We start from the raw sequence: 25301 nt of genomic DNA, 5'->3' as shown, positions 1-25301 counted from the left end.
TCCGCCTGTATACAGGATGGTATCTAGCATCTCCCACTGGATATTTCAGCGAGAGCCGTCCGGGACACACAGGCACCCTTTGATATAACTCGTGTTTCTTCGCCCACAGTCAAGCCAGGCTCAGCCGCCAAAACAGCAATATTCGCAGCCAAGTGGGCTAAATCCCATTTACGGTGGGCTGTCTATTGCGACGCACTTCCCTTATCTTGGCATATTACGAGGGGGACGCCCCTCTTGAGTTGAAATTTACGCCCCATTCGGAACCTGCGTTGCCATGACCGATCTCGCCACTGCCATCGCCGACGGCCACACCGCGATTCCCAGGCCGAAGATCTCGTTCGAGTTCTTTCCGCCGAAGACCGAGGAGATGGACCGGACGCTGTGGGCCTCGATCAAGCGCCTCGCGCCGCTGGAGCCGAGCTTCGTCTCGGTAACCTATGGTGCCGGCGGCTCGACCCGCGAGCGCACCCACGCCACCATCGCGCGCATCCTGAAGGAGACCGCGCTGCTGCCGGCGGCCCATCTCACCTGTGTCGGCGCCTCGCGCCGGGAGATCGACGAGGTCGTCGACCGCTATCATGAGGTCGGCGTCCGCCACATCGTAGCACTTCGCGGCGATCCGCCCGGCGGCATCGGCACGCCCTACTCCACCCGTGCCGACGGCTACCAGACCTCGCCCGAGCTGATCGCCGGCATCAAGAAGCGCCACCCCGACATCGAGATCTCGGTCTCGGCTTATCCGGAGAAGCACCCCGAGAGCCGCGACTTCGACGCCGACATCGACATGCTCCAGGCCAAGGTCGACGCCGGCGCCACCCGCGCCATCACCCAGGTGTTCTTCGACAACGACCTCTACTTCCGCTACCTCGACCGTGTCCGCGCCCGCGGCATCGACATTCCGATCGTGCCAGGGATCATGCCGATGCACAATTTCAAGCAGGCGCGCGGCTTCGTCACCCGCGCCGGCACCACGGTGCCGCACTGGCTCGCGGAGAAGTTCGACGGTCTCGACGACGATCCAGAGACCCGCAAGCTGGTCGCGGCGACCGTCGCCGCGGGCCAGGTGCAAAAGCTCGCCAAGCATGGCGTCGACACCTTCCATTTCTACACCATGAACCGCGCCGACCTCGTGTTCGCGATCAGCCATCTGCTCGGCATCCGTCCGAAGTCCGCCAACAAGGCTGCTGCCTGATGCCCGCCCCCGTATCCCCAGCGCGTACCGCCTTCCTTGCCGCTGCAGCTAAGCGCATCCTGATTCTCGACGGCGCCATGGGCACGATGATCCAGGCGCTGCAGCTCGACGAGGCCGCGTTCCGCAGCGAGCGGTTCAAGGACTTCCATCGCGACCTCCGCGGCAACAACGATCTCTTGATCCTCACCCAGCCCGAAGCGATCGAGGACATCCACGCGCAATATCTGCGCGCCGGGGCCGACATCGTCGCCACCAACACCTTCTCGGCGACATCGATCGCGCAGGCCGACTACGACCTGTCCGACATCATCTACGAGCTCAACCGCGAGGGCGCCCGGCTCGCCCGCAATGCGGCCACGCGTGTTGCGGCCGAGGACGGCAAACAGCGCTTCGTCGCCGGCGCGATGGGCCCGACCAACCGCACCGCCTCGATCTCGCCTGACGTGTCCAACCCCGGCTACCGCGCCGTGACCTTCGACGACCTGCGTCTCGCCTATGGCGAGCAGGCGCGCGGTCTCCTTGACGGCGGCGCCGACATCCTGCTGCTCGAGACCATCTTCGATACGCTCAACGCCAAGGCGGCGCTCTATGCCATCGCTGAGCTCGCCGAGGAGCGCGGCATCGACGTGCCCGTCATGATCTCGGGCACCATCACCGACAAGTCCGGCCGCCTGCTCTCGGGCCAGATGCCGGAGGCGTTCTGGAATTCGGTGCGTCACGCCAAGCCGCTGACGATCGGCTTCAACTGCGCGCTCGGCGCCGAGGATCTGCGCGCCCATGTCGCCGACATCGGCCGCGTCGCGGATACCTTGGTCTGCGCCTATCCCAATGCCGGCCTGCCCAACGAGTTCGGCCAGTATGACGAGACGCCGGCCTATATGGCGCGGCTGATCGGCGAGTTCGCGAGCGCCGGCCTCGTCAACATCGTCGGCGGCTGCTGCGGCACCACGCCGGACCATATCGCCGCGATCGCCGCCGCGGTGGCCCCGCACAAGCCGCGCGCCGTGCCGGAGATCGCGCCGCGGCTGCGGCTGTCGGGCCTGGAGCCGTTCGAGCTGACGCCCGCCATTCCGTTCGTCAACGTCGGCGAACGCACCAACGTCACGGGCTCCGCCAAATTCCGCAAGCTGATCACCGCCGGCGACTACACGGCTGCACTGCAGGTCGCACGCGACCAGGTCGAGAACGGCGCCCAGGTCATCGACGTCAATATGGACGAGGGCCTGCTGGATTCGGAAGCCGCGATGCGGACCTTCCTCAACCTCGTCGCTGCCGAGCCGGACATCGCCCGCGTGCCCGTGATGGTCGACTCCTCGAAATTCCATGTCATCGAGGCCGGCCTGAAATGCGTGCAGGGCAAGCCGGTGGTGAACTCGATCTCGCTGAAGGAAGGCGAGGAGAAGTTCATCCATGAAGCGAAGATCGCGCGCCGCCACGGCGCCGCCGTCGTCGTGATGGCGTTCGACGAGACCGGCCAGGCCGACACCTACAAGCGCAAGACCGAGATCTGCGCCCGCGCCTACAAGATCCTGGTCGAGCAGATCGGCTTCCCGCCTGAGGACATCATCTTCGATCCCAACATCTTCGCCATCGCGACCGGACTTGAGGAACACAACAATTACGGCGTCGACTTCATCGAAGCGACACGTTGGATCCGGCAGAACCTGCCGCATGCCCACGTTTCCGGCGGCGTCTCGAATCTGTCGTTCTCGTTCCGCGGCAATGAGCCGGTGCGCGAGGCGATGCACTCGGTGTTCCTGTATCACGCCATCAAGGCCGGCATGGACATGGGCATCGTCAATGCCGGCCAGATGATCGTCTATGACGACATCGATCCCGAGCTGCGCCAGGTGTGCGAGGACGTGGTGCTGAACCGCGACCCCGGCGCGTCCGAGCGGCTGCTGGCGCTGGCCGAGAAATTCCGTGGCCAGGGCAAGCAGACCAAGGAGGCCGATCTCGCCTGGCGCGAATGGCCGGTCGGCAAGCGGCTCTCCCACGCGCTGGTGCACGGCATCACCGAGTTCATCGAGCAGGACACCGAGGAAGCCCGAGCCGCCTCGACGCGGCCGCTCGACGTCATCGAAGGCCCGCTGATGGCCGGCATGAACGTGGTCGGCGACCTCTTCGGCGACGGCAAGATGTTCCTGCCGCAAGTCGTGAAGTCCGCACGCGTGATGAAGCAGGCGGTGGCCTATCTGATGCCGTTCATGGAGGCGGAGAAGGCCGCCAACAAGGGCCGCGCCAACGAGCGCTCCAACGCCGGCAAGATCGTGCTCGCCACCGTCAAGGGCGACGTCCACGACATCGGCAAGAACATCGTCGGCATCGTGCTCCAGTGCAACAATTTCGAGGTCATCGACCTCGGCGTCATGGTGCCCGCCGCCAAGATCATCGAGACCGCCAAGGCCGAGAACGCCGACATCGTCGGGCTCTCCGGCCTGATCACGCCGTCGCTCGACGAGATGGCCTATCTCGCTACCGAGATGGAGCGCCAGGGCCTGAACGTGCCGCTCCTGATCGGCGGCGCCACGACGAGCCGCGTCCACACCGCGGTCAAGATCGATCCGAACTACCGGAATGGCCCGGTCGTTCATGTCAACGACGCCAGCCGCGCCGTCGGCGTCGCCTCCTCGCTGCTGTCGCCGGAGCGCAAGGATACCTACGCCACGGAGATTCGCAGCGAGTATCAGAAGATCGCCGCTGCGCATCTGCGCGGCCAGGCCGACAAGAAGCGGCTGAAGCTCGCGGACGCCCGCGCCAACGCGCCGAAGATCGACTTCGCCAAGGCGAAGCCGGTGAAGCCGACCTTCCTCGGCGTCAAGACCTTCGTTGATTACGACCTCGCCGAGCTGGTGCCCTATATCGACTGGACGCCGTTCTTCCAGACCTGGGAGCTCGCCGGCCGTTTCCCTGCGATTCTCGACGACGCCAAGGTCGGCGAGGCCGCACGGGCGCTCTATGACGACGCGCTGAAGATGCTGAAGCGCATCGTCGCCGAGAAGTGGTTCACGGCGCGCGCCGCGATCGGCTTCTGGCCGGCCAATGCCAAGGGCGACGACATCGTGCTCTATGCCGACGACAGCCGCACCACGGCGGTCGCGACCCTGCACACCCTGCGCCAGCAGCTCGAGAAGCGCGAGGGTCGCTTCAACACCGCACTCTCCGACTTCATCGCGCCTGTGGGTTCCGGCGTGCCGGACTATGTCGGCGGCTTCGTCGTCACCACCGGTCTCGGCGAGGACGCGGTGGCCGACCGCTTCAAGAACGCCAATGACGACTACTCCTCGATCCTGGTGAAGGCGCTGGCCGACCGCCTCGCCGAGGCCTTCGCCGAGCGGCTGCATGCCCGCGTCCGCCGCGAGTTCTGGGCCTACGCTCCGGACGAGGCGCTCTCGCCGGACGATCTGATCCTGGAGAAGTATCACGGCATCCGTCCCGCGCCCGGCTATCCGGCGCAGCCCGACCACACCGAGAAGGCGACCTTGTTCGAACTGCTCGACGCCGAGAAGAATGCCGGCGTGCGGCTGACCGAGAGCTTTGCGATGTGGCCGGGCTCGTCGGTGTCGGGCCTCTATTTTGCCTCGCCGGAGAGCTTCTATTTCGGCGTCGGCAAGATCGAGCGCGACCAGGTCGAGGACTACGCCGCGCGCAAGGGCATGACGGTGGCCGAGGTCGAGCGCTGGCTGGCGCCGATCCTGAACTACATTCCGGCAAGGGGGACGCCAGAGGCCGAGGCGCCTCGCGCCGTCGCGGCGCCGACACCGCCGCCCGCCAACGACGCCGCGCCCGCGGAGCTCGCCAGCCACCCGCCCGGCTGCACCTGCGCGGTGCACCTGGCGTGGCGCAAGAAGGCCGTGGGCGCGAAGTAGCCCGAGCACGCACCCCGCCCACCACCGTCGTCCCGGCGAACGCCGGGACCCATACCGCGTGATAGATCCGTAGTCCGCGGTGGCAGAGATTGAGCACAACAACATCTCCCTATGGTTGGGTCCCGGCGTTCGCCGGGACGACAGCGGATATGACGCGCCATGATCGGCACGCATATGCAGCGTTTAAAGTTCAATCAGGGCGGCAGACACGCCTCCTCAGCCTCGCGACGCTGATCGCCCGAGTTGATCCGGCAGGTCCGCCCTCGAAGCAGCAGGAGGGCGCAGGGAAGGCCGGGAGCTCGCCGCCCCCATGGCCCCCGTGCGAGAGAAAAGCACGGGGCAGGAACCACAGGTTTGGCAGGACATCCCGGCCTTCCCTGCGCGATGGGCTTCCGCCTTATACGTGCTCTCCCCGGGGACCGGCTGTCTTGCCCCCGTCGCTGGCGGATCATCGCCGCCGGCTTGGCATCAGCATCGGGATGCCAGGACCACACGATTTCGGCGTCCGCCGTCTGCCGTTCGTCGGTGTGAGACACACTGCGGCAGATGGCGTCCATCGCTCCCCGCGTCCAACGTTCGTGACGATCGCGATCCGCCCCTCTAGGGGACACGGGATGCGACATCTATGCATGAATTCCGAAAACGCGAAACAGAATTATTTCTGCGCGCGGGACTGGACAGGGCAAATCAGTCTGATGCGGCTGAGGAATCCGGATTTTCCACGCAGGTGACTTTCGGGACCTGAGCGATCCGTCAGACGGCTGCGCTTCTTTGATTCGCATCGCTCTCAGCAAGTGAGTCGCCTGCCCGTCCTTAAACCGGGAGGTCAGATCTCCTAGCGCCCATATCCTGAAGCGCACCCAAGCACTGTCTGACAAAGGCCCGCCAACGCGGCGCTAGGCCCAGAAGCCGCGTTAGTGGTTGCGACCATCGCGCCGACATCATCAAGGCAACTAAACTTTCCTGAAGCAAAGTCCTTGACTTTTCCAGGACACCCGCTCAAGTTGCGACAGCTCCCGGACGGGGGCTGGAAATGAACCGAGAGCGGTTCTGGCGAGATCTTCTGCCGGATGGCAGCTGAAATCTAGGTGTTAGCGGATGCTGCGCAGATTTCTGCCCTTAGGGATCAGGCCAGAGCAGTTCTCCTACCCAGGAGAACCAAAGTGAATCCCGACAATCTGATACTGCGATACGAGCAAGTCCACGAACAGGTCGAGGGACCGGTTAGACGAATCGTTGGTTTCGTGAAGGCAAAGAATATGCTTGCCTTGTTTGATGCTGCCGATCTGGACGCAAACCCGCGATCCGCTAAGGCAGGTCCAGTCACCGAGGCCATCATCGAAAGCATAGTCGAAACGCCAGAAACATTTCCTTTTAAGACAAAGGGGGTGCTTGTCGGCGCTTCTGACTATGACGCTCTGGACCGCCGCCGTTACGGCTTGCGCTTTGAGAACACACACATCGAGGGCATTCTCGACGGCGGGCACAATATGCTCGCTATCGGCACCCATATCCTTTCTATCGCAACAAACGACATAAGAATTGCGCGGAAGCTGAAGCGATGGCCCGATTTCAAGCAAGCCTGGGAGGAAAACCGCGCGGCCGTGGCTGCTCTGCGCAAAATTTCCGCGGCCGATGATGGCGAAATTGGCCCTCTGGACTTCTTGATCCCAATCGAGATTCTCGTTCCATCAGACGTTGAGAATCCTGACATCGTACAGCAATTCAACAGTTCGTTGCTCGACATCTGCGCGGCCCGCAACAACAACGTAGAGCTGCGACTTGAAACCAAAGCCAATCAGAAAGGCTACTACGAAGCACTTAGCCAAGCGCTGCCTACCGACATCGTCCCCCGCGTGGAATGGAAAACAAACGATGGCGGCGAAATCAAAGTACGAGATCTGATTTCCCTCGCGTGGATTCCACTGTCTATGCTGGATTTGCCTTCAGACGAAGACGGACGACAGATTGAAGCTCCAATTCCTCAGAACATCTACAGAAATAAAGGGGAATGCGTGAAGCTCTTCGATAGGCTGATGGGAAATCCCCAGGTATCCCGAAAAACGGACGGAGAGTACACGCACGAACTTCATAGCGAAGCAGTAAAGAGCGCGCTTCAACTTGCGGGACAGCTCCCAGAGCTTTACGATCGCATTTACCGAGATTTTCCATATTGGTACAACGACGGCGAAGGAAAATTTGGTCGTATAAAAATTGTCAAAATGGCAAAAGATATGCGGTCCAAGCCTCTGACTCACTTCACAAGTCAAGAGGTGGAATACAACTATCCGGACGGACTAATCATGCCATTGGTTTATGGCTTGAAGGCCCTCATGAAAAAAAGCCGGAGCGGCCGCATTGAGTGGAAAGTCGATCCGAATGCGTTCCTGGACGGTCACGGTAGTGCAATCGTCAAAAAATACCGAGTTATCCTCGACGCGTTCAATTTTGATCCGCAGAAGATCGGCAAGAACGAAGGTTCATATAACTTGGTTCTTGATGCATTCGATACCGAGCTTCTCAGGCTCAAGAGTTCATCTTAGGTGCTGAGATGGCAACGTATCGTGCTTTGCCAAGCGGCATCACACTCTCGGATCGAGACGCAGCGATTATAAAGGGCATGATGGCCCGAGGCGATCGCCAACACGACATAGCAGCTTGGTTCGGTGTCAATGGCGGCAGAGTTGGCGAGATCGCATCAGGACGAAAGTTCCCCGAAGTTCTTCCTGCTCCGCAAGAATATCTACCACCGGCAGGCCCTTATCTCTCAGGTCGCGACACTGCTGTGCTTTTCTCCGTGCTAGCGGAAATGCGGGGACTGATTGAGAAGGTGGAGAGTTTCGTGAAACACCAAAACTATTGACTGCTGTCACCTTGTGGAAGGAGCTCCAACGATCGTTGGGGCTCCTTCCATGCGCGCTCACCGCCTGTTACGGGTTACGTCGGCTGGCCTCGATGGCGATCCCCCCCGTGTCCCCCGCGCCACGGCCGCCGCGAATGACAAAGCGCCACAGCCGGCGCCATGCGATGCAGCGTGGACTTATCCCCGCTAACCGGCTGAAATGCCGCCGGGGCCTCCGGGTGGTTTTTCGTTCATGTCGTTGCAGTTCAGGCTTGCGTCCCGAAACCTGTTCCATGACAGGCTTCGTTTCATTGCCACCATCATCGGCATCATCTTCTCGATCGTGCTGGTGACCGTGCAGATGGGCCTCTATGTCGGCTTCCGCCGCATGGTCACGACCATGATCGACCATTCCCCGGCCGAGCTGTGGATCATGCCGGTCGGCACCAAATGCTTCGAGGATCCCTCGTTGCTTGACGAGCGGCAGCGGTTCCGGGCGCTGGCGGTTCCCGGCGTGGCGGAGGCGACGCCGCTGGTGATCGGCTATGCGCAATGGCGGCTGCCGCAGGGCACCACGACGCCGGTCTTCGTGGTCGGCTCGGAACTGCGCGGGCTCGGGCTGCATCCCTGGAACGTGGTGGAGGGACGGCTGGACGACCTGTCCGTGCCGGGCGCGGTCGCTATCGACCAGACCTATTTCGAGCGGCTCGGCATCGGCGGCGCCGGCCAGGCTGCAGAGCTCCGCGACCAGAAGGTGCAGGTGATGGCTGTCACCAAAGGCATCCGCTCGTTCACGACAACGCCTTACGTGTTCACCGACGTCGACCGCGCCCGCGCCTATACCGGCATCGCCTCGAACAAGGCGTCCTATCTGGTGGTCAAGCTGGCGGCCGAGGCCGACCTCTGGACCGTGCAGCGGGCGCTGCGCGACAGCCTGTCCAATGTCGAGGTGCTGACCGCAGCCGAGTTCGCGAGCCGCAGCCGCTCGTTCTGGCTGTTCGGCACCGGCGCCGGTGCCGCGCTGTTCGCCGGCGCCCTGCTCGGCCTCATCGTCGGCACCGTGATCGTGGCGCAGACGCTCTATTCCAGCACCAAGGATCACATCAACGAGTTCGCGACCCTGCGCGCGATCGGCTCGTCCAGCCGCTACATCTACACCGTCATCATCTGGCAGGCGCTGCTCAGCGCCATCGTCGGCTTCGCCGGCGCTGCGGCGATCGGCAAGATCGTGGCGGCGGCGACCGCGGAATCGGCGCTGCCGGTCATCATGACACCGACGCTGACGGTCGCGCTGTTCGTGCTGACGGTGACGATGTGCGTCGGCTCGGCGATCGCGGCGATCCTCAAGGTCATGCGCATCGACCCGACCCTGGTATTCTCGCGATGACCGACACCGTGCTCGAGGCCACCGATCTCGTGCATCACCTCGGCCAGGGGGCCGGCAGGGTGCAGGCACTGAAGGGCGTGAGCCTGTCGCTGAAGGGCGGCGAGCTGGCGCTGCTGATGGGCCCTTCGGGCAGCGGCAAGACGACGCTGCTGTCGATCCTGGGTTGCCTGATGACGCCGGATGGCGGTGCCGTGCGGGTTGCCAACCAGCCGGTCGCGGGGCTCGATCCCGAGGCGCTGGCGAAGCTGCGCCGCGAGCGCATCGGCTTCATCTTTCAATCCTATCATCTGTTTCCGACGCTGAACGCCGAGGACAATGTGCGGCTCGCGCTCGATGTGCGCGGCGAACGCGCGGGGTCTGCGAAGAAGGCGGCGCGCGAGGTGCTCGAGAGGGTCGGCCTCGGTCCGAAGAAGCGGTCGTTCCCGCGCGAGCTCTCGGGCGGCGAGCAGCAGCGCGTCGCGATCGCCCGCGCCATCGTCGGCAAGGCGCAGGTCATTCTCGCCGACGAGCCGACCGGCGCGCTCGATACGGCCAATGGCCATGCCATCATGACCCTGCTCGCGGACATCGCCAAGGATCCCTCACGCGCGGTGCTGGTGGTCACGCACGATCCGCGCATCCTGCCGTTCGCCAATCGCGTCATTCACATCGAGGACGGCCGCATCGTCCGCGAGGAGAGCGGCGGCGAGTCCATGAAGAAAGTCTCGCACGCATGATATCGGGAATTCCAGAACGCGCTCACCTGCTCGGGCTCGTCGCAGCGGCCGCACTTGCTATCACCGTCACGCCGACCTCGATTCCACCGACAGCGCGCGCCGCCAATGCCCAGGAGGAACGCTGGCTGGCCGTCGCACCCGGCCGGGTCGAGCCGGCATCCGGCCTGATCAAGCTCGGCGCGCCCGTGGTTGGGCTGATCCAGGAGGTGCTGGTCAAGCCGCACGAGACCGTGTTCACCGGCCAGGCCCTGGTGCGGCTCGGCAACGCCGAAGCCCGCGCGCAGCTCGCCAGCGCCGAGGCGCAGGTCGCGATGCGCAAGCGCGTGCGCAACAAGGAGTCGACACCGTCTGGCGCGGGCCCGCGGCGCCGGGCCGAAGACGGCGTCGCCGACGCGCAGGCGGCCGTGTTCGACGCGCGTACTGCGCTCGACAAGGCGGTAGCCGAGCGGCGCGCCGGGCGCGGCGCCGATGCCGATGTCGACACCGCACGCACACAACTGACAGCCGCGCAGGCGAAGCTGGAGCAGCAGGCCGACGAGCTGCGCAAGGTCACCGCTGATGCGCCACTGCCGATCAGCGCCGAGGGCCAGCTCAACGTCGCCCGCAGCGAACTGCAGGGTGCCCGCGCCACGTTGGAAAAGCTCACCATCCGCGCGCCGCTCGACGGCACGGTGCTGCAGGTCAATGCGCGCACCGGCGAGATCGCCTCGCCGCAGGCGACCCAGCCGATGGTGCTGCTCGGCGACACGTCGTCGCTGCGCGTACGCGCCGAGCTCGACCAGCGCGACCTCGACAAGATCAAGGTCGGTCAGCAGGCCGTGGTCCGCTCCGACGCCTTCCGCGGCCGCGACGTCGCCGGCAAGGTCGCCGCCATCGCCCCCCTGGTCGAGAGCAGCCGCGCTGCTGCGCTCAGCCAGCGCAACATGACCGATGTCGATGTCGTCGAGGTGCTGGTCGATCTGGCCGAGCCGGGCCCGTTCGCGGTGGGCATGAAGGTGGACGTGTATTTCCGGCCGTGAGGGGCGCGCCGTGCGGCCCACGCCTCGCGCGCTGCTGCCCACCCTCCCCTGGAGGGGAGGGTGAGCACCGAGCAAGCGGCACGGTCTGACGTCTCGATGGACTCCATCAATCCCCGCTCGGCGGGGCCAGCGGCTGGACGATCTCCTGGAATGGCGGCAGCGCCTCGCACCTTGCGGCATGCGCGGCCAGCGCCGGATAGCGCGTGGCGTCGAACAGATGCGGATGCGCCTCGCGTGTGAAGCGCAGCACGCAGGCGACGGCAATGTCGGCATGGCCGATTCGCTCGCCATACCAGTAGTCTGTCGTGATTGCGGCGCGCTCCGCCTCGAGCATCGCCAGCACGCCCGAGATCTGCGTCTCGCAACGCGCGACCCACAGGGCCAGGCGGTCCTTGCGCAGCACGCGCTCATAGATCAGGCTGACGGCCTTGTCGCCCAAGCCAGTCGCGAGCGCGATCGTATGCAGCTGCCTGCGGCGCAGCGCGCCGCTCCGCGCCAGCATCGCGCGCTCGGGCCCGACGGTCTCGTCGAGATGATCGAGGATCGCCACCGAGTCGATCAGCGCCTCGCCGTCGTCGAGCACCAGCACCGGCACGCGCAGCAGCGGGTTGTACGGCGCGATCTTGTTGGCGTCGCCGAAGGTCGACCACGGCTTGTGCTCGAACGGCAGGCTGTAGAGCCTGAGCGCGATCGCGGTGCGGCGGACGAAAGGCGAGTCGTATTGGCCGATCAGGAACATCGGTTATCCTCCTGTGCGGCGCATTGAAGCGCCGTTCGACGCCGTTGTCAGCTCCCATGTTCAGGCGAGCAGCGGCACATGCGGTGCGACATCGCACGGCAGCGTGCCGTCGAGGCGCGGATCGGGGGCGATCTCGATCTGGCGGCGATAGGGCCGGAAGCCGGAGCGCTGGTAGAACGCGAGCGCGCGCGGATGATCGAAGCTGCAGGTGTGGACCCAGAGCCGGGTCAGCGGCTGCGCCCAGGCGCGGCGTAGCGCGTGATTCATCAGCAGGCGGCCTGCGCTGGTGCCGATCAGCTTCGACGTGACGCCGAACAGCACCAGCTCGCAATCGGACTTCTTGCGGAAATCGAGCTCCAGCAGGGCTTCATCACCGCCGTCATGCGCCAAGGTGTAGATCTCGACTCCGTCAGCGCGAACTGTCTTGGCAAGCTCCGCATCGCTCATCCGCGTGCGCTGCGACCACAGCCACTCCCAGCCGACGCGGGCATAGAGGTCACGGTACCAGTCGAGATCAGGCTGCGCGACGCGGCGAATGCTCCAGTCGCCGATCGGATCGGGCGGCAGCACTGGCGGTGCCAGCATTTCCAGCGAGGTCACCACGGCCGCGACCTTGCCGGGCGGGACGTCGAAATATCCGTCGGGAATGGTCACTCAAGACGACCTGATTGAAGAGTGATCGGCAACTTGCTTACCCCGGACGTAATTGGAACCGCACAGCGGTCCCGGCATGGTCGGCGCATTCAACATCAGGAGCCATGCCCATGCAACGACGAGACGTGCTGCTGACCGCGGCAGCAGCCAGCTTCGCTGCGACGGGAGCGAGCCTCGCCGCCGCACCGACCGCGGCGCGCCCGCGTATCCGCTGCAGCGACGGCGTGACGCTCTATCACGAGGAGTGGGGCAGCGGCCGGCCGGTGCTGTTCGTACATGCCTGGGCGCTGACCAGCGCGATGTGGACCTACCAGATCTCCGATCTCAGCCAGCGCGGGCTGCGCTGCATTGCCTTCGACCGCCGCGGCCATGGACGCTCCGACGTGCCGGGCAGCGGCTACGAGCTCGACCGCCTGGCCGACGACATCGCCGAGGTCATCGCGCAGCTCGACCTTGATGACGTCGCGCTGGTCGGCATGTCCATGGGCTGCAACGAGATCCTCAACTACGTCGCGCGGCACGGCACGGGACGCATCTCGCGCATCGCGATGCTCGGACCGACGACGCCGTTTCCGCTGCAGACCGCGGACAATGCGCTCGGCGCGCCCCACGGCTATTTCGAGCAGTGCTGGGCCGCGTGGCAGAGCGACTTTCCGAAATGGATCGAGGACAACAAGCTGCCGTTCTTCACGAAGGACGCCTCGCCGCAGATGATGGAATGGGTCGCGGCGATGATGCGCCAGATGCCCATTCCCGTCGCGGTCGCCACCAACCGCGCGCTGATCGCGACCGACCTGCGGCCGGTGCTTGCGAAGATCGACCGTCCCGTGCTGATCCTGCACGGCGACAAGGACGTCTCGGCGCCGCTCGACATGACGGGACGGCCGACCGCCAAGGGCATCAAGGACGCCGAGCTGAAGGTCTATCCCGGCGGCCCGCATGGGCTGTTCGTGACCCACATGAAGCAGGTCAATGCCGACCTTGCTGCGTTCCTGGCTTAGCTGCTGTGGGACGTGAGCGCCCTACTCGCCCTCGTCGCTCGCCAGCACGCCCTTCACGGCGCGCGCCCAGCCGGCGAGCTTGCGCTGCCGGGTCGCCGCACTCATCGCAGGCCGGAAGCGGTGCTCGAGCCGCCAATTGTCGGCGAACTTCTCCGGCTCCGGATAGACGCCCGCATTCAGGCCGGCGAGATAGGCGGCGCCGAGCGCGGTGGTCTCCTGGATCATGGGACGGTCGACCGGTGCGTCGAGCAGGTCGGCGAGACGCTGCATGGTCCAGTCCGAGGCGGTCATGCCGCCATCGACGCGCAGCACGATGGTGGCGGCCGACGCGTCCGGCCAGTCGGCGCGCATCGCGGCCCACAGATCGTAGGTCTGATAGCAGACGCTTTCCAGCGTCGCATGCGCGAGTTCGGCCGGCCCGGTGTTGCGGGTGAGGCCGAACAACGCGCCGCGCACGCGCGGATTCCAATAGGGTGCGCCGAGGCCGACGAAGGCCGGCACCAGATAGACCGACTGCATCGAGTCGGACTTGTCGGCGAGCGGGCCGGTTTCCGCGGCATGCTTGATGATGCCGAGGCCGTCGCGCAGCCATTGCACGGCCGAGCCGGCGACGAAGATCGAGCCTTCGAGCGCATAGGTCCTGACGCCGTCGAGCTGATAGGCGATGGTCGTCAGCAGCTTGTTGTTCGATTTCACCGGCGTGGCGCCGGTGTTGAGCAGCGCGAAGCAGCCGGTGCCGTAGGTCGACTTCATCATGCCCGGCGTGAAGCAGGCTTGTCCGATCGTCGCGGCCTGCTGGTCGCCGGCGATGCCCGCGACCTTGATCGAGCCGCCGAACAGATCCGGCGTCGTGGTGCCGAAATCGGCGGAGGAGTCCTTGACCTCCGGCAGCATCGAGCGCGGCACGCGCAGCAGCTTCAGCAGCGTCTCGTCCCACTGCCCGGTGTGGATGTTGAACAGCAGCGTGCGCGAGGCGTTGGTGGCGTCGGTGGCGTGGACCTTGCCGCCGGTCAGGCGCCACAGCAGGTAGCAGTCGACGGTGCCGAACATCAGCTCGCCGCGGTCCGCCCGCTCGCGCGCGCCCGGCACGTGGTCGAGAATCCAGGCGACCTTGGTGCCGGAGAAATAGGGATCGATGATCAGGCCGGTTTTGGCGCTGACGTCCGGTTCATGGCCGTCCGCCTTGAGCCGCGCGCAGATGTCGGCGGTGCGGCGGTCCTGCCAGACGATGGCGCGGTGCACCGCCTGGCCGGTGGCGCGGTCCCATACCACGGTGGTCTCGCGCTGGTTGGTGATGCCGATCGCGGCGATGTCCTTTGCAGCCAGGCCCGCCTTTGTCAGCGCGTCGCGGCAGGTCATCACGGTCGAGGTCCAGATGTCCTCCGGCTCGTGCTCGACCCAGCCCGACGCCGGGAAATGCTGCGGGAATTCCTGCTGCGCCACCGCGGCGATCGAGATGTCGGAGCGGAACACGATCGCGCGCGAGGACGTGGTGCCCTGATCGATGGCCAGCACGAAGGACATGGAGTTTCTTCCCGGGAGGTTGACGACGTTGGCGACAAGCAAGCGGATCAGGCGGGCGAGGTCAAGGTGGAGCAGCACGCGGGATGCCCACCCTCCCCTGGAGGGGGAGGGTCGGCTCGCATGAAGCGCAGCGGAATGCGAGACGGGGTGGGGTGAGCCACAGGCGCGGTGCTCGTGGAGAGATCACCCCACCCCGCCTCGCATTTCGCTTCGCTCAACGTGAGGCGACCCTCCCCCTCCAGGGGAGGGTGAGGAAATCGATCGCTGCTGCTCGGTTGGGTAGGAGCCCGCTACACCGCAGCCGTGGTCACACCGCCATCCACGACGATGGTCTGGCCGGTCATGAAGGTCGACGCATCCGAAGCGAGGTAGGCGACCGCGCCGGCGATCTCGTGCGGCTCGCCGATGCGTCGGAGCGGCGTGGTGGCGCAGCGCTGCTTCAGGCGGGCTTCGTCCTCCCACAGCGCGCGGGCGAAGTCGGTCTTGATCAGGCCGGGCGCGACGCAATTGATGCGGACGCCCTGCGGGCCCCATTCGCCGGCGAGACTGCGGCACAGCGCAAAGTCGGCAGCCTTGGAGATGCCGTAGGCGCCGATCACGGTCGAGCCGCGCAGGCCGCCGATCGAGGAGACGATGATGACCGAGCCCCTGCCCCGCGCCGCCATCGGCGGGATCGCCTTGGCGCAGAGCCAGAGGTTGCTCTTCACGTTGGAGGCCATGATCTTGTCGAAGGCCTCGTCGGTGATGTCGAGCAGCGGACCGTAATACGGGTTCACCGCCGCGTTGCAGACGAGGATGTCGACCTGGCCGTAATGCGTCACGGCGCCGTCGATCAGCGCATCGACTTCGGCGCGACGCGAGATGTTGCAGGGGATGACATGGGCGTCGCCGCCGTTGGCGCGGATGCCGCTCGCGACCTCCTCGCAGGCGTCAAGCTTGCGGCTGGAGATCACCACCTTGGCGCCGAGCTGCGCGAGCAGCTCCGCCGAGGCGCGGCCGATGCCGCGGCTGGAGCCGGTGACGACGGCGACCTGTCCGGTGAGGTCGAAGGGATTGGGGGTCATATCTGCTTCCTCCGCGTCATTGCGAGGAGTGAAGCGACGAAGCAATCCAGAGTTGCGCGTGACGCCCTGGATTGCTTCGCTCCTCTCGCAATGACGGCTCGACGATCAAATTGCTCCGGAGCCAGTCGACGCCGGCAACGTAGCTCTCTCAAATCCGTCATGCGCGGGCTTGACCCGCCTGCGGGGCCGAAGCCCCTTCGGCGCGGCGAAGGCCCGCGCATCCATCTCAGAGAGCGATGGGTTGCCGGGGCAAGCCCGGCAACGACGCATTCGCTTAGATCAACCCGCCGGCCTCGCTGACGCGGCGCATGTGGTAGTCGGTGTCGCCGAACGTCGTCTCGATCATCGACAGCCGCTTGAAGTAGTGGCCGATCTTGGCCTCCATGGTCATGCCGATGCCGCCATGGAGCTGGATCGACTGCTGGCCGACGAACTTGGCCGATTTGCCGATCTGGACCTTGGCTGCGGCAATCGATGTGGTGCGCTCCTTGGCGTCGTCGAACTCGGCGGCCATGGTCGCGAACATCGACATCGAGCGGGCCTGCTCCAGCGCGACGAACATGTCGGAGGCGCGGTGCTGCAGCGACTGGAACGAGCCGATCGCGACGCCGAACTGCTTGCGCGTCTTGATGTACTCGACCGTGGTCTTGAGCGACTCGTCCATCAGGCCGACGGCTTCCGCGCACAGCGCGATGCGGGCTTCGTCGACGACGCGCTCGATCAGCGGCAGGCCGTTGGCGGAATCGCCGATCACGGCGTCAGCCCCCACTTCCACGCCGGTGAAGGTGATGTCGGCCGCGTGCAGGCCGTCCTGCGTCGGATAGCCCTTGCGGGTGACGCCCTTGGCATCCGCCGGCACGATGAACACGCCGATGCCGGACTTGTCGCGCTGGCCGCCCGAGGTGCGCGCGGTCACGATCAGGGTGTCGGCGTTCTCGCCGTTGAGGACGACGAACTTTTCGCCGTCGATGACATAGCCGTCGCCCTTCTTCTTCGCCGAGGCGGCGACATCGAACAGGTCGTAGCGCGACTGCTTCTCGAGCTGGGCGAAGGCGAACGTCTTGCTGCCGTCGATGATGCCGGGAAGATGCGCCGCCTTCTGCGCTGCCGAGGCTCCATGACGCAGGAAGCCGCCAGCGAGCACCACGGTCGCCAGATACGGCTCGAGCACCAGCGCGCGGCCCATCGCCTCCATCACGATCATGGTCTCGACACCGCCGGCGCCGAAGCCGCCATCGTCCTCGGAGAACGGCAGACCGAGCAGGCCCTGCTCGGCGAGCTTGGACCACATCGCCTGGCTCCAGCCGCCCTTCTCCTTCATGTAAAGCTTGCGCTTGTCGAAATCATAGGCATCCGCCAGCAGGCCGTCGATGCTGTCCTTGAGGAGGCGTTGCTCCTCGGTGAGATCAAAATCCATTGGTTGACTCTCCAGTATCCCCATTCTCCGTCATGCCCGCGCTTGTCGCGGGCATCCACGTCGTGCCGTTATGCGGGCGGCGTGGATGGCCGGGTCAAGCCCGGCCATGACAGCGTGCGTCGTCGAGGCGCTGCGGCTCACATGTCAGAGCCCCAGCACCGCCTTGGCGATGATGTTGCGCTGGATCTCGTTGGAGCCGCCGTAGATCGAGACCTTGCGGTTGTTGAAGTAGCTCGGCGCGATCTGGGCGGTCCAATCCATGGTCTCGTTGCTGTCGTCGTCGCCGTGCACGTCATACGGCGCGGCGAACGGGCCGATCACCTCCATCAGCAGCTCGGTCGTGGTCTGCTGGATCTCGGAGCCCTTGATCTTCAGCACCGAGGACGCCGGATTGGGCTTGCCCTTGCCGTGCTTGCCTTCGTCGGCGACGACGCGCAGCTGCGTCAGCTCCAGCGCCTTGAGCTCGACCTCACACGCCGTGAGCTTCTCGCGGAACGACGGGTCTTCCAGCACGGGACGGCCGCCGGATTCGATCTTGCCGGCGAGCTCCTTGATGCGGCGGATGCGCTCCTTGGAGACGCCGACGCGGGCAATCCCCGTGCGCTCATTGCCGAGCAGGAACTTGGCGTAGTCCCAGCCCTTGTTCTCCTCGCCGATCAGGTTCTCGATGGGCACCTCGACGTCGTCGAAGAACACCTCGTTGACCTCGTGGCCGCCGTCGATGGTCTGGATCGGACGCACCGTCACGCCCTTCGACTTCATGCTGAAGACGATGAAGGAGATGCCCATCTGCTTCTTCGCCGCGGGATCGGTACGGCACAGGCAGAAGATCATGTCGGCGTGCTGAGCCAAGGTGGTCCAGGTCTTCTGGCCGTTGATGATCCACTTGTCGCCGCGGCGCTCGGCCTTGGTCTTCAGCGAGGCGAGGTCGGAGCCCGAGCCCGGCTCGGAGAAGCCCTGGCACCACCAGTCGTCGACATTGGCGATGCGCGGCAGATACTTCCTCTTCTGCTCCTCGTTGCCGAAGGTGTAGATGACGGGGCCGACCATGCTGACGCCGAAGGCGAGCGGCTGCGGCGCCGGATAGGCCTGCAGCTCCTCGTTGAAGATGTAGTGCTGCACGGAGGTCCAGCCGGTGCCGCCATATTCCTCCGGCCAGTGCGAGACACCCCAGCCCTTCTTGTTGAGGATGCGCCACCAGGTCACCATCTCGTCCTTCGACAGATGGCGGCCTTCGATCATCTTCCGCCGCGTCTCCGGCGGCACATTGTCCCTGAAGAACTGCCGCACTTCCTCGCGGAACGCCTGCTCTTCCTTCGTAAATGCAAGATCCATCGGATCCTCCCTTTAGGTATTCAAATCGACCTGCGGTCAGTTCGTCTTGCTCCGCTGTCGTCCCTGCGAACGCAGGGACCCATATCCACCGGCGGACGTTGGAGGCAAAGGCGTCTGCCAGAATGCCTCAAGCGATATCACGCGGTATGGGTCCCGGGTCTGCACTTGCGAGCGCTCGCGCGCTCGCAAGCTTGCCCGGGACGACAGCTGTGGGAAATCCCGCGCGAGATTCGCGCGGGACGACAATCAAGTTACTGCAGCACTTCGAACAGGCCGGCGGCGCCCATGCCGCCGCCGACGCACATGGTGACGACGGCGTATTTGGCCTTGCGGCGGCGGCCTTCGATCAGCGCATGGCCCGTGAGCCGCGCGCCCGACATGCCATAGGGATGGCCGACCGCGATGGCGCCGCCATTGACGTTGATCTTGTCGGGGTCGATGCCGAGCTTGTCGCGGCAGTACAGCACCTGCACCGCGAACGCCTCGTTGAGCTCCCACAGGCCGATGTCGTCGACGGTGAGGCCGTGGCGCTTCAAGAGGCGCGGCACCGCGAACACCGGGCCGATGCCCATCTCGTCGGGCTCGCAGCCATGCGCAACGAAGCCGCGGAAGATGCCGAGCGGCTGCAGGCCGCGCTTGGCCGCGTTGGCGTCGCTCATGATCACGCAGGCCGAGGCGCCATCGGACAGCTGGCTGGCATTGCCGGCGGTGATCGAGAAGCCGTCGCCGCGCACGGCCTTGAGGCCGGCGAGACCTTCGGCGGTCGTCTCCGGACGCGGGCCTTCGTCCTGCGAGAAGGTCACGTCCTTGAACGAGATGTTGCCGGTGGCCTTGTCGGTCAGCGCCATCTTGGTGGTGATCGGCGCCAGTTCGTCGTTGAACTTGCCGCCCTGCTGCGCGGCCGCGGTGCGGCGCTGGCTCTCCAGCGCATATTCGTCCTGCCGCTCGCGCGAGATGCCGTAGCGTTTAGCGACGATCTCGGCGGTGTCGATCATCGGCATGTAGACGTCGCCCTTGATCTCGAGCAGCGCCGGATCGGTCGCCTGGAAGGCGTTCATCTTGTCGTTCTGGACCAGCGAGATCGACTCGCCGCCGCCGCCGACGGCGATCTCGACGCCGTCGAAGATCACCGAGCGCGCCGCGAGCGCGATCGCCTGCAGGCCGGAGGCGCATTGGCGGTCGATCGTGGTGCCGCCGACCGACACCGGCAGGCCGGCGCGCAGCAGCGCCTTGCGCGCGATGTTGCCGCCGGTCGAGCCCTGCTGCAGGGCCGCGCCCATCACGACATCCTCGACCTCGGCCGGATCGACCTTGGCGCGCTTGACGGCCTCGCCGATGGCGTGGCCGAGCAGCGTCGCGCCGCCAGTGGCGTTGAGCGCGCCGCGATAGGCCTTGCCGATCGGCGTGCGGGCGGTGGAAACGATGACGGCATCGGTCATGGGCGACCTCCTGTTGTTGTTACTGATGTTTGTTGTGAGACGTGGGTGATTGCTGCTGGCGCAGTTCGTGACGCGACAGCTTGCCGACCGGCGTGCGCGGCAGCTCGTCGACAAACTCGACCGCCGCCGGCAGCTCGTGCTTGCCGAGCTTGCCGGTGAGGAAGGCGCGGAGATCCTCGACCGGGAACGGTGCTGCGCCGTCGCGCAGCTTGATGAAGGCCTTGGCCGCCTCGCCGCGATAGGCGTCGGGAATGCCGATCACGATGACCTCCTGCACCGCCGGATGGGTGTAGATCGCCTGCTCGATCATCTGCGGATAGACGTTGAAGCCGCCGGAGATGATCATGTCCTTCTTGCGGTCGACCAGGAAGTAGAAACCGTCGGCGTCGACATAGCCGATGTCGCCGGTCAGGAAATGATCGCCGACGAACGACTGCGCCGTTTCCTCCGGCCGGTTCCAATAGCCCTTGGTGACGTTTGGCCCCTTGATCCGGATCTCGCCGACCTCGTTCACGCCAAGCACCTTTGAGGGATCCTCGAGCGACACGACGTCCATCTCGATGCCGGGCAGCGTGATCCCGATCGAGCCCGGCTTGTCCGGGCCGCCCTTGGGGTGGGCGGTGCCGGGCGAGCAGGTCTCGGTCATGCCCCAGCCGCTCTTCAGCTTCATGCCGACGCGGCGCTCGAGGATGCGCGCGACCTCGACCGGAAGCGGCGCGCCGCCGGAGCCGACGCTGGTCAGCGACGACAGATCGCGCGTGTCGAGGTCGGGCAGGTTGGCGATCGCGATCCACATCGTCGGCACGCCGGGGAAATAGGTCGCGCGCTTGACCTCGATGTCGCGCATCACGGCTTCGAGATCGAAGCGCTGGTGCAGCGAGATCAGGCTGCCGAGGCGTAGCGAGGTCAGCAGCACCACCGTCAGCGCATAGATGTGGAACAGCGGCAAGACGCAGATCACCCGGTCGGAACCATTGCCGTTCGCACGCGTCGCGCGCCCCCAGATGGCGGCGATCGACACCGCCGAGGTGAGATTGCCATGCGTCAGCATCGCGCCCTTGGGCAGGCCGGTGGTGCCGCCGGTATATTGCAGCAGGGCGATGTCGTCGGGCGAGATGGCCGGCCACGCGGCCGGCGCGACGGCGCCGTCGACGAAGGCGCGGTGGGTGATCACGGCGGGACTATCCGGCAACGGCGTTTGCGGCGTGCCGACCTTGCCCCAATGGTCATCCTCGCAGACGATCAGCCGATCGATCAGACCCTTGTCGAGGAACTTCAGCGCGGTGGGTAGCAGCGCGGCGAGGTTCGACGTCACCAGGATGCGCGCGCCGGAATCGCTGAGCTTGTGCGACAGCGCGATCTCGCCGTCGAGCGGCGACAGATGCACGATTCGGGCACCGGCCTTGAGTGCGCCGAAGAAATTGATCGGATGGTCCGGCGTGTTGCCGAGGAACAGCGCGATCGAGGCACCCTTGCCAAAGCCAGCACGCAGGAAGGCCGCGGCGGCCTGGTTGGCAAGCGCTTCGAGCTGCTTGAAGGTGACCGGCCGATCGCGGAATTCGAGCGCGTCGCGATCGCCGAACTCGCTCACCGCCTGCGCCAACAGGTCCGGCAAGGTGCCGCGCGCGATCGGCGCGTCCCAGCGGACGCCTTGTGGATAGTATTGTTCGCCGGGATGGGTCATGAGGACTCTGTATTTCTTGCCGTAAGGCGGCCCCGCTCTCTCCGTTCCCTCCCCCCTTGTGGGGGAGGGCCAGGGAGGGGGGTGGCCCCAGGCGAGACCGCCGTTGTGGACCCCCACCCCCGCCCCCTCCCCGCAAGGGGGAGGGGGGCGCAGTTGAGCGCGGAGCTAGAGCGAAGCCTCAAGCGGCCTTCCCCTGTGCCAGCGACGCGAAGGTCTTGCCTTCGTCGGCGAGCTTCTTCAAAAGCGGCGCCGGCTCCAGCGACGGGTCATTGGTCTCCTTGGCGTAGTAGGCCAGCCGCTCGGCGATGTGCTTCAGACCGACGCTGTCGGCCCAGTACATCGGCCCGCCGCGATAGATCGGCCAGCCATAGCCATAGAGCCAGACGACATCGATATCCGACGGCCGCGCGGCGATGCCCTCGGCGAGGATCTTCGCGCCCTCGTTGATCATCGGATACATCATGCGCTCGAGGATCTCCTCGTCGCTGACCGCGCGCCGCCTGAGGCCGAGCTTGGCGAGTGTCTCGTCGATCAGCTTCTCGACATCGGGATCCGGCAGCGGCGCACGCGAGCCGGCCTCGTATTTGTAATAGCCCTTGCCGGTCTTCTGGCCGAAGCGGCCGGCCTCGCACAGCGCGTCCGCGATCTCGCTCTTGATGCCGCGGTCCTTGCGCGAGCGCCAGCCGATGTCGAGGCCGGCGAGATCGCCCATCGCGAACGGGCCCATCGGCATGCCAAACTTGGTGACGACAGCGTCGACCTGCTGCGGCAGCGCGCCTTCGAACAACAGCTTCTCGGCCTGCTTGCCGCGCTGCGCCAGCATGCGGTTGCCGACGAAGCCGTCGCAGACACCGACCACCGCCGGCACCTTGGCGATCTTGCGCGCGATCGATACTGCCGTGACGAGCGCGTCCGGCGCGGTTTTCTCCGCGCGCACGATCTCGCACAGCTTCATCACGTTGGCGGGTGAGAAGAAGTGCATGCCGAGCACGTCCTGCGGGCGGCTGGTCTCTGCGGCGATGGCGTCGATGTTCAGATAGGACGTGTTCGAGGCGAGCACGGCGCCGGGCTTGGCGTATTGATCGAGCTTGCCGAACACTTCCTTCTTGACGGCCATGGTCTCGAACACCGCCTCGATCACGAGATCGGCATCCTTGACGTTCTCGAGTCCGACCTTGCCATCAATCAGCGCCATGCGCTTGGCCGGCGCATCGGCCGGGATGCCGCCCCGCGCGGCGGTCGCCTCCCAGTTCTTCTGCATGATGCCCATGCCGCGCTTGAGCTGCTCTTCGGCGGTCTCGATCAGGGTGACCGGAACACCGGCATTGGCGAACGACATCGCGATGCCGCCGCCCATGGTGCCGGCGCCGATGATGGCGACACGCTCGACCTTGCGGCCCTTGGTGCCCTCCGGCACGCCGGCGATCTTGGCCGCCTCGCGCTCGGCGAAGAACGCGTAGCGCTGCGCCTTGGACTGGTCGCTGGTGAGCAGCTTGAGAAAGCCTTCGCGCTCCTTCTTCAGGCCCTCGTCGAACGGCAGGTCGATCGCATAGCCGACCGCGTCCGCGGCTGCGAACGGCGCCTCGAGCCCGCGCGACTTCTTGGTGATCGCCGCCACCGCACTGGTGAAGATCGAGCGATCGGCCTTGGCGGCCGCCAGCTTGGAATCGTCGTCACGCAACTTGCGCAGCGGACGGTTCTCCGCCACCACCTTGCGCGCGAAGGCCTCGCCGCCCGATGCCGGCCCCTCGACGATCTCCTCGATCAGGCCCGCCTTCAGCGCTTCCGCTGCGCCGATCGGATCACCGCCAACGATCATCTTGACCGCGAGCTCGGGGCCTACGGCGCGCGGCAGGCGCTGGGTGCCGCCCGCGCCCGGCAGCAGGCCGAGCTTCACCTCGGGCAGGCCGAGCTTCGCCTCCTTGGTGGCGACACGATAATGACAGGCGAGCGCCACTTCGAGACCACCGCCCAGGGCCGTTCCATGAATGGCGGCAATCACCGGCTTGGGGCTGTTCTCGATCGTGCTCAAGACGTCGTTGAGCGCCGGCGGCTTCGGCGGCTTGCCGAATTCGGTGATATCGGCGCCGGCGATGAACGTGCGCCCGCCGCAGGTGAGCACGATCGCCTTGATCGCGGGATCGGCGATCGCCGCCTTGACGTTGTCCAGGATGCCGCCGCGCACTGCGGCACTCAGCGCATTGACGGGCGGACTGTCGATGGTGACGATGCCGATGATGTCATGACGATCAAGCTTTGCCACTTCGCTCACGCGTAAGCTCCTTGGGATGTCGTTTCTTTGCGGCCGGTTAACGTGCCGGCCAATTCTTGGCTTTTCATTTGCGCAGAGTATCAGCCTTGCTTGCGTCTACCCGCTGTTGAACGTCAATTCCGCAGTGCGAAATCTAATTCCACATCTTGACATCCAGGGTTATTTTGAAGCACGAGCGTTGTCAACGAGGCTCATCAATCAACAGCCGATGACATGAAACGCCCAGGGAAGAAACCAGCGACCGATCGGAGCTTCGTCGTCGCGCTGGCGCGCGGCCTGGACGTGCTGCGGGCATTCCGGCCGAATGACGGCCTGCTGGGCAATCAGGAAATCGCCGCGCGCACCAACCTGCCGAAGGCCACGGTCTCGCGCCTGACTTACACGCTCACCAAGCTCGGCTATCTCACCCCGGTGCCGCGCTTCGAGAAATACCAATTGGCGCCATCGGCGCTGGCGCTGGGCTATGCCGCGCTCGCCAACCTCGGCATCCGCCATCTTTCCGAGCCATTCCGCGAGCAGCTGATGCGCGAGACCGGCGGCGCGGTCGCGATCGGCGGCCGCGACCGGCTCAGCATGATCTATTTCGGCCAGAGCCGTCACGGCGTCGTCAACGTTCAACTCGACGTCGGATCGCGCATTCCGATTGCAACTACAGCGATGGGCCGCGCCTACATCTGGGCGCTGCCGGACGAGGATCGCGCCGCGTTGATGCGGGAGATGCGCGAGCATTATGGCAGCCGTTGGCCGAAGATCCGCGACGGCATCGAACGCGCCGGCGAGACCGTCGCGAAATATGGCTTCACGATCTCGGCCGGCGAATGGCAGGACGACGTTCATGCGGTCGGCGTCGCGTTGCGGCTGAACGACGGAACCGGTCCCTACGCCGTGAATTGCGGAGCACCGGCATTCCGCTTCACGGAAGAGCGTTTGCGGACCGACATTGGACCTCGTCTCGTCGCGATGGTAAGGAACATCGAAGCGGCGCTCGGCGGCCTCGCGCTGTCAACTAATCAAACAAGCAGCCCATCAAACAAAGAACTCAATAAGAAGCCGAAGCCAGGAGGAAAAGTTGCCCGTGTTGCCGAGGGTATCAGATAGCCTGCATCATCGCGGTCGGCTGGCGCCGCGTCCTGACCTGAACGAATTC

Annotated in this window: 17 protein-coding genes; 8 read left to right on the top strand and 9 right to left on the bottom strand. The window is 65.4% G+C overall.

Annotated features, from left to right (window positions below):
- Window positions 1-274 precede the first annotated feature (274 nt).
- From metF to QX135_RS28035, 6 genes are all read left to right on the top strand, one after another.
- Entirely contained in the window at window positions 275-1192 is a 918-nt protein-coding gene (gene metF / locus QX135_RS28060) for a methylenetetrahydrofolate reductase [NAD(P)H] (RefSeq protein WP_316234383.1), read from the top strand.
- The gene (gene metH, locus QX135_RS28055; protein ID WP_316234382.1) at window positions 1192-5061 is read left to right on the top strand and encodes a methionine synthase; all 3870 of its coding nucleotides are present in this window, start codon (window positions 1192-1194) and stop codon (window positions 5059-5061) included. The genes metF and metH overlap by 1 nt, the downstream gene beginning before the upstream one ends.
- 1163 nt (window positions 5062-6224) lie before the next feature.
- Window positions 6225-7604, top strand: a complete 1380-nt coding sequence (locus QX135_RS28050) for a hypothetical protein (RefSeq protein WP_316181685.1) — start codon at window positions 6225-6227, stop codon at window positions 7602-7604.
- A gap of 552 nt (window positions 7605-8156) precedes the next feature.
- Entirely contained in the window at window positions 8157-9290 is a 1134-nt protein-coding gene (locus tag QX135_RS28045; protein ID WP_315775496.1) for an ABC transporter permease, read from the top strand.
- The gene (locus tag QX135_RS28040) at window positions 9287-10006 is read left to right on the top strand and encodes an ABC transporter ATP-binding protein (protein WP_315797079.1); all 720 of its coding nucleotides are present in this window, start codon (window positions 9287-9289) and stop codon (window positions 10004-10006) included. Before QX135_RS28045 ends, QX135_RS28040 begins: the two co-directional genes overlap by 4 nt.
- Window positions 10003-11025 (top strand): HlyD family secretion protein, encoded by a 1023-nt coding sequence (locus tag QX135_RS28035; RefSeq protein WP_316181687.1) that lies wholly within the window; start codon window positions 10003-10005, stop codon window positions 11023-11025. Before QX135_RS28040 ends, QX135_RS28035 begins: the two co-directional genes overlap by 4 nt.
- 106 nt (window positions 11026-11131) lie before the next feature.
- On the opposite strand, the gene QX135_RS28030 is transcribed toward QX135_RS28035, so the two are convergent.
- Both QX135_RS28030 and QX135_RS28025 read right to left on the bottom strand, forming a co-directional pair.
- Window positions 11132-11764 (bottom strand): glutathione S-transferase family protein, encoded by a 633-nt coding sequence (locus tag QX135_RS28030; RefSeq protein WP_316181689.1) that lies wholly within the window; start codon window positions 11762-11764, stop codon window positions 11132-11134.
- 60 nt (window positions 11765-11824) lie between these two features.
- The gene (locus tag QX135_RS28025; protein ID WP_316181691.1) at window positions 11825-12418 is read right to left on the bottom strand and encodes a GNAT family N-acetyltransferase; all 594 of its coding nucleotides are present in this window, start codon (window positions 12416-12418) and stop codon (window positions 11825-11827) included.
- A gap of 110 nt (window positions 12419-12528) precedes the next feature.
- On the opposite strand from QX135_RS28025, the gene QX135_RS28020 reads away from it, so the two are divergent.
- Window positions 12529-13419 carry an alpha/beta hydrolase gene (locus QX135_RS28020; RefSeq protein WP_316181693.1) on the top strand — a complete coding sequence of 297 codons (891 nt, stop codon included), beginning with the start codon at window positions 12529-12531 and terminating at the stop codon, window positions 13417-13419.
- Between the two features lie 21 nt (window positions 13420-13440).
- On the opposite strand, the gene glpK is transcribed toward QX135_RS28020, so the two are convergent.
- From glpK to QX135_RS27985, 7 genes are all read right to left on the bottom strand, one after another.
- Window positions 13441-14943, bottom strand: a complete 1503-nt coding sequence (gene glpK, locus QX135_RS28015; protein WP_316181697.1) for a glycerol kinase GlpK — start codon at window positions 14941-14943, stop codon at window positions 13441-13443.
- Window positions 14944-15233: 290 nt separating this feature from the next.
- Window positions 15234-16007, bottom strand: a complete 774-nt coding sequence (locus tag QX135_RS28010) for an SDR family oxidoreductase (protein WP_316181699.1) — start codon at window positions 16005-16007, stop codon at window positions 15234-15236.
- A 274-nt stretch (window positions 16008-16281) separates the two neighbouring features.
- Window positions 16282-17424, bottom strand: coding sequence for a pimeloyl-CoA dehydrogenase small subunit (gene pimD / locus QX135_RS28005; RefSeq protein WP_315734685.1), 1143 nt, complete (start codon window positions 17422-17424; stop codon window positions 16282-16284).
- A 144-nt stretch (window positions 17425-17568) separates the two neighbouring features.
- On the bottom strand, window positions 17569-18759 hold the full coding sequence (gene pimC, locus QX135_RS28000; protein WP_315813424.1) for a pimeloyl-CoA dehydrogenase large subunit: 1191 nt from the start codon (window positions 18757-18759) through the stop codon (window positions 17569-17571).
- A gap of 251 nt (window positions 18760-19010) precedes the next feature.
- Window positions 19011-20198: an acetyl-CoA C-acyltransferase gene (locus tag QX135_RS27995; protein WP_316234381.1), complete on the bottom strand. Its 1188-nt coding sequence runs from the start codon at window positions 20196-20198 to the stop codon at window positions 19011-19013.
- Window positions 20199-20217: 19 nt separating this feature from the next.
- A complete protein-coding gene (gene pimA / locus QX135_RS27990) occupies window positions 20218-21882 on the bottom strand; it encodes a dicarboxylate--CoA ligase PimA (protein WP_316234380.1) in 1665 nt (554 codons plus the stop codon).
- A 178-nt stretch (window positions 21883-22060) separates the two neighbouring features.
- Window positions 22061-24154 carry a 3-hydroxyacyl-CoA dehydrogenase NAD-binding domain-containing protein gene (locus QX135_RS27985; protein WP_316234379.1) on the bottom strand — a complete coding sequence of 698 codons (2094 nt, stop codon included), beginning with the start codon at window positions 24152-24154 and terminating at the stop codon, window positions 22061-22063.
- A gap of 213 nt (window positions 24155-24367) precedes the next feature.
- Here QX135_RS27985 and QX135_RS27980 point away from each other — a divergent pair, with 213 nt between their 5' ends.
- The gene (locus tag QX135_RS27980; protein WP_315734694.1) at window positions 24368-25252 is read left to right on the top strand and encodes an IclR family transcriptional regulator; all 885 of its coding nucleotides are present in this window, start codon (window positions 24368-24370) and stop codon (window positions 25250-25252) included.
- Window positions 25253-25301 lie beyond the last annotated feature (49 nt).

Origin of the sequence: Bradyrhizobium sp. SZCCHNR1098, assembly GCF_032489375.1 — a bacterium.
Classification (GTDB): Bacteria; Pseudomonadota; Alphaproteobacteria; order Rhizobiales; family Xanthobacteraceae; genus Bradyrhizobium.
Note: the sequence above shows the minus strand (reverse complement) of the source record. Positions and strands in the feature narration are given on the sequence as shown.